Below are 5,349 nucleotides of genomic sequence, written 5' to 3'. Positions count from 1 at the left end.
ACAACCACAGCAAGTGCGCGCAGTAACGTTTGCTTTGGGGCGGCTTGGCCTTTTGAACTCGGCAAAAAGGGCAATTGTACTGGTACCGCCGTTTTTACGGGGGGGAGAAGACGATTAATGATCAATGGTAAAGGCAATAATAAAAAGGCCCACCACCACACAAACTCGAGACTAGCCACGCTTGCGTCCTCGTTTTGGCGGCAGCGCTTCATTGACCCATTGGTAGCAGTGCTCAATTAATAGCTGAGGCTCTTCTATCGATTCTTTTTTGTACAACGCTTGTTGCCAATGGTTGGCATTGGGTACAAAAGTGGGTGATGATAAATGAGAATCTAAGAATGCGTACCACTCTTGACCCGTAAGGTGAGCAATTTGTTCGCGAGGAAAGTAACAAAGGGCGGCTTGGCGGACGAGCTCGATGGCATCTGAAGGGTTTTGCTGGTTTTGACCCTGTTTTAGCAGTTTTAAGGCGGTTTGCTTGGGCGCTAAGCGCTTTTTATTCCACTTAATAAGCCCCAAAATCAAAGCAATTACTGCGATGATAGCGAGCGCTGAACCCCACCAACCCCAAGCTAGGGGAAACCATGAAGGGACCGGCGGAAGTTGTAAGTCGTTCAGTGGCAATAGGGCCGAGCTAGATGAATCCTTCATTTAGAGATGTCCAGATAGTTGATTGAGTAGTGGTTGGTTAGTTGAGATAGAGGTAAACGAAATGCCGAGTGATTCGCTGGCTTGCTTTAAGCCCTCTAGATGTTGATTGTACTTGCTTTTGATACTGTCACGACTTTTCCGAGACGAGAAATCGATCCATTGTGAACGGCGCTTGTCCGATACTTTTTCTACACCACGAAAAGACGTTTCACCGTATTCGAGTGGATCTGAAAAGTGCACCATTCGCAGTAAGTTGTGCTGTCGTAAACGTTTTAATAGTGATCCACATGGCTCATCAAAACGCACAAAATCACTCAGCAAAATGATTTCACTGCCTTTGGGACACAAGCGATGAAGAGCGTGGAGCCCATCAGCCATTGACGAAAGTCGATCACCCAGCGGTTCTGTTTGTTTGCCCAGCCCTTGCTCATGAGCCTGAATCAATTTCTGTAACAGTATTAATGGGCCGCGGTCACGAGCTGTCGGTTTAACATCAATCAAAGTGTAACCTGTATCAATGACCGCTCCGATACGATCCCCATTGGCGACACACAGCCAACTGAGTAAACTCGCCATGTGGCCCATTTGCACTGACTTAAATTGCAACGTTGAACCAAAGAACATACTTGGGCTTAGGTCAATGTAGAGTACGACGGGTTTTTCACATTCTTCGGTAAATAACTTGGTGTGTGCTTTTCCGGTTCGAGCGGTGACACGCCAATCGATACTGCGAATATCATCGCCTGCCTGATATTGACGAACTTCAGCAAAATCCATTCCTCTGCCGAGCTTTCGGCTTTGATGTTGCCCCGCGATTTGAGCCCACAGACTCTTGGCCGGTGACAACCAATGAATGCTGTGTTGCTTATAATAAATAAGCTCCTCTAGAGACAGCGTGGCGCCATTAAATTGATCTGGCAGGGCGCGGTGATTCGTTTCCATTGCTTATGCACTACCCACAAGAGACAAAAGATGATTAATGACTTTATTCGGGTGGATGCCTTCCGCTTGAGCTTGGTACGAAAGTAGCAAGCGGTGGCGTAACACAGGGAATGCCATTGCTTGTACATCTTCTGGCGATACAAAGTCTCGACCAGAAAGCCAGGCGTGTGCTCGAGCACATCTATCAAGTGCAATTGTGGCTCGAGGGCTGACTCCTAACTCTATCCACTGAGACAGCGTTTGGTCATAATCACCGGGATGACGTGTCGCGATCACAAGACGAATGATGTACTGCTCAATGCTGTCGGCCATATGAATATTCAGTACGTCCTGCCGAGCTGAAAAAATATCTTTCTGGCTCAAGGTTGGCGGTGCGATGGCCTGCTCACCCTTGGCTTCTCCACGATTCAGTCTTAATATTTCAAGCTCACTTACCGCATCTGGGTATTCAACATCAAGATGAAGTAAGAAACGATCAAGCTGAGCTTCAGGAAGAGGGTATGTGCCTTCTTGTTCAATCGGGTTTTGTGTTGCCATCACTAAAAATAGCTCTGGCAGCTTGTACGTATTCTTACCCGCCGTAATCTGTTTTTCTGCCATTGCTTCAAGCATTGCCGCCTGAACTTTTGCAGGTGCTCGGTTAATTTCATCGGCTAATAATAATGAATTAAAAATAGGGCCGGGTTGAAACTGAAACTCGCCGGTTTCCTGCCTAAATATATCGGTACCCGTGAGGTCTGCGGGCAGTAAGTCTGGAGTGAATTGTATTCGGTGAAAGTCCCCCTCTATGCAATCGGCAAGGGATTTCACGGCACGGGTTTTAGCGAGGCCAGGTGGACCTTCAACCAAAATATGCCCGTCAGCTAGAAGCGCTACTAACAACTGTTTTACTAGGTTAGGTTGCCCAATAACTTGGCTTTCAAGGTAGGTCTGAAGTTGTTGTATGGCTAGTATGGTCATTGATAGAGTTCTCCTAATTTCTCAATTAGTGAGTCAAAAATGGAATTAGTTCCATCAACTTGACTATGTGATCACCGCTTGCAGAAAAATACCCACATAGAACATGTTAATTATTAGATAATTACATTATGGGGGCAATAGAGTCGGTTCCAAGAGTTGATTCAACGAAAAATGGCTCAGGGCAGCAATTTTGACGTTTTCTTAAAACTAACGGTTATATTTTGTTCGATTAAATATGGGATTTAGGTGGCGACCCGTCATGAGTTATCGCACAACGCTAGAATAAGAGCGTAGGAATGGGTAAACTCGTGATCAGTGAATCTTGTACCGTTCGACGCGTATAAATGTTGCCGGGCAGAGGTTTCCTGAAGGGCTTTTGCGTGTATGTATTGTGGTAAGTCGAACTTTGTTAGATGAAAGATTGTTAGATGAAAAATTTTGTAGTTTAAAACTTTGGTAGGTGGAAATAATGAGCGATTTTGAAAAAGAGCTAGAGCAAATGTCTCAGCTAGCATCGGATGAACCAGAGGCAAAACTGCCTTCTCTGGAAGAACAAAAAAATGTGGTTGCCGAGTTAAAGAAGCTAGAGGCGGAAGGTAAGTTAACCCCTGAAATTCTAGAAGCTCATTTTGGCCAGTTCTACGCAAAAAGCGATGCACCTATTCACTAATTGGGTATGAATAGCCCGTTGTCTCGTATTATAAGAGCCCGTTTCGACGGGCTTTTTTTATTTGAAAGCTTTTTCGCGAAAAACAGGTCATCATAGGTTGTCGTCTAATGCGTTTGAAAGAACAAAGATAGGAGTTTTCATTGTCAACGGGCCTCATTACATTCATCGCTATGGTTGCATTTGCAGCGAACTCATTGCTCTGCCGTTTCGCACTGGCGCAATTTGCGATCGATCCAGGCTCCTTTACCGTGTTGCGCATCTTGTCTGGCATGTTCACGCTACTGTTTATACACGTGGTGAACCGAAAACCTGAGAGCAGAAATATCGAGAACAGGGAACTGGGCATTAAGCCCCATTCTGGCCAAGAGGACATGCTATTTTCATCGGGAAAAGAGAGTGTTAAGGCAATACTTTCTGGCGGTTTGGCCCTGTTTATTTACGCGATTGGTTTTTCTTATGCTTATGTTGAGCTAGCCGCTGGAACCGGCGCATTACTTCTTTTTGGCGCCGTACAGCTAACGATGATCGCCTTTCATCTGTATCAAGGAAACTCGCTTAATCGTTATGAATCGAGCGGTTTATTGATCGCTATTCTTGGTTTTGTCTTTCTCATGCTGCCATCGGCATCGGCACCAGATATGAAGTCTGCACTGATGATGGTTTTGGCGGGCATCAGTTGGGCTGTACTCACGTTATTAGGAAAACGCAAAGTCGGTGCTTCTCCAAGAGTGAGCATGACACAGAGCTTTTTAGGCGCGGCTTTTCTCACTTCAATACTTACCCCTTGGATGTTAAATATTGAACAAATATCGCTACAAGGTGCTCTGTGGGCACTGCTGTCTGGGGTTTTTGCATCGGGTATCGGTTATGTGATTTGGTATTTGGCCCTAACCAACTTGTCCGTCTTACAGGCTTCTGTCGCCCAGTTATCGGTGCCTATCATTGCGTTAGTCGCAGGTGCAATATTGCTTGGGGAGTTGTTGTCGATCACTGTGATGGTCACCAGCGTGATGATACTTGGGGGTATTGCATTGATATTCTCGGGTAAAAAGGCAGATTAAAAGGGGCGTACTAAAGGCTGAGATGTAAACCGGTGGGCTATAAACTGCTGAGCTGTTAATTATTGAGCTATTAATTTATAAATAGAAACACCGCCCTGTGTAGGACGGTGTTGGGCTAACAATAGAATAGCGGATGGTTTAAACCGTCTCTTTTACCTTCCACTCAATGTTTTCGCCCGCTCTAATTGGCACCACGGTATTTTGACCAAATGGCATCGTTTCAGCGACTGACCATGTTTCTTTCACTAAAGTGATCGTATCACTGTTGCGTGGTTGCCCATAGAAATCTGGACCATTATGGCTAGTGAATGCTTCAAGGTTTTCAATCTTACCTTCTAATTCAAACACTTCAGTGTAAAGCTCAACCGCAGCATGGGCAGTATAAGATCCGGCACAACCGCAGGCTGCTTCTTTGTTTTCTTTAGTGTGTGGCGCTGAGTCGGTACCGATGAAGAATTTTTTGCTACCGCTTGTGGCTGCTTCAATCAGCGCTTGTTGATGAGTGCCACGCTTTAAAATAGGTAAGCAGTAAAAGTGTGGCTTGATACCACCCACTAGCATGTGATTACGGTTATAAAGGAGGTGGTGCGCGGTAATTGTTGCGGCAACGTTGTCGTTGGCATTGTTTACAAAGTCTGCAGCGTCAGCGGTTGTGATGTGCTCTAGAACGATTTTAAGGTTAGGAAAATCGTCGACAATAGGCGCTAGTACCTTGTCTAGGAACTCTTTTTCACGGTCAAAAATATCCACATCGTGAGTGGTCACTTCGCCGTGGATCAGTAGCAACATCCCGACTTCTTGCATTGCTTCGAAAACAGGGTAGATATTTTTAGCCGATGTCACACCTGAATCTGAGTTGGTGGTTGCTCCGGCAGGATAAAGCTTAGCAGCAACGACCGCGCCAGAGGCTTTCGCTTTACGAATTTCATCAGGGGTTGTGTTGTCTGTTAGGTAAAGCGCCATCAGTGGTTCAAATCGCTCACTGTGATTTTGAGCTTGAATGCGGTCGCGATAAGCAATAGCCAGTTCAGTATTGGTCACAGGTGGGACAGTATTCGGCATAAT

The 5,349-nt window shown here is 45.6% G+C and carries 6 protein-coding genes; 2 read left to right on the top strand and 4 right to left on the bottom strand.

The genetic code is table 11. The features are described from left to right. Positions 1–171 precede the first annotated feature (171 nt). The 3 genes from ACP45E_RS10550 to ACP45E_RS10540 are packed head-to-tail and all read right to left on the bottom strand — an operon-like array spanning position 172 to position 2,553. On the bottom strand, positions 172–651 hold the full coding sequence (locus ACP45E_RS10550; protein ID WP_017033472.1) for a DUF4381 domain-containing protein: 480 nt from the start codon (positions 649–651) through the stop codon (positions 172–174). Beyond that, positions 652–1,593 carry a DUF58 domain-containing protein gene (locus ACP45E_RS10545; protein ID WP_017037822.1) on the bottom strand — a complete coding sequence of 314 codons (942 nt, stop codon included), beginning with the start codon at positions 1,591–1,593 and terminating at the stop codon, positions 652–654. Between the two features lie 3 nt (positions 1,594–1,596). Beyond that, the gene (locus tag ACP45E_RS10540; protein ID WP_017037823.1) at positions 1,597–2,553 is read right to left on the bottom strand and encodes an AAA family ATPase; all 957 of its coding nucleotides are present in this window, start codon (positions 2,551–2,553) and stop codon (positions 1,597–1,599) included. 469 nt (positions 2,554–3,022) lie between these two features. Between ACP45E_RS10540 and ACP45E_RS10535 the strand changes: the two genes are divergently transcribed. Both ACP45E_RS10535 and ACP45E_RS10530 read left to right on the top strand, forming a co-directional pair. Beyond that, positions 3,023–3,223: a hypothetical protein gene (locus ACP45E_RS10535; RefSeq protein ID WP_017033475.1), complete on the top strand. Its 201-nt coding sequence runs from the start codon at positions 3,023–3,025 to the stop codon at positions 3,221–3,223. Positions 3,224–3,363: 140 nt separating this feature from the next. After that, a complete protein-coding gene (locus ACP45E_RS10530; RefSeq protein ID WP_017037824.1) occupies positions 3,364–4,284 on the top strand; it encodes a DMT family transporter in 921 nt (306 codons plus the stop codon). A 138-nt stretch (positions 4,285–4,422) separates the two neighbouring features. Here ACP45E_RS10530 and pyrC read toward each other — a convergent pair. After that, the coding region (pyrC, locus tag ACP45E_RS10525; RefSeq protein ID WP_069584986.1) for a dihydroorotase at positions 4,423–5,349 on the bottom strand (927 nt) is incomplete at its 5' end.

The sequence above is a fragment of the Vibrio genomosp. F10 str. 9ZD137 genome (assembly GCF_049974785.1).
GTDB lineage: Bacteria > Pseudomonadota > Gammaproteobacteria > Enterobacterales > Vibrionaceae > Vibrio.
This window is presented reverse-complemented; position numbering and strand designations above follow the sequence as displayed.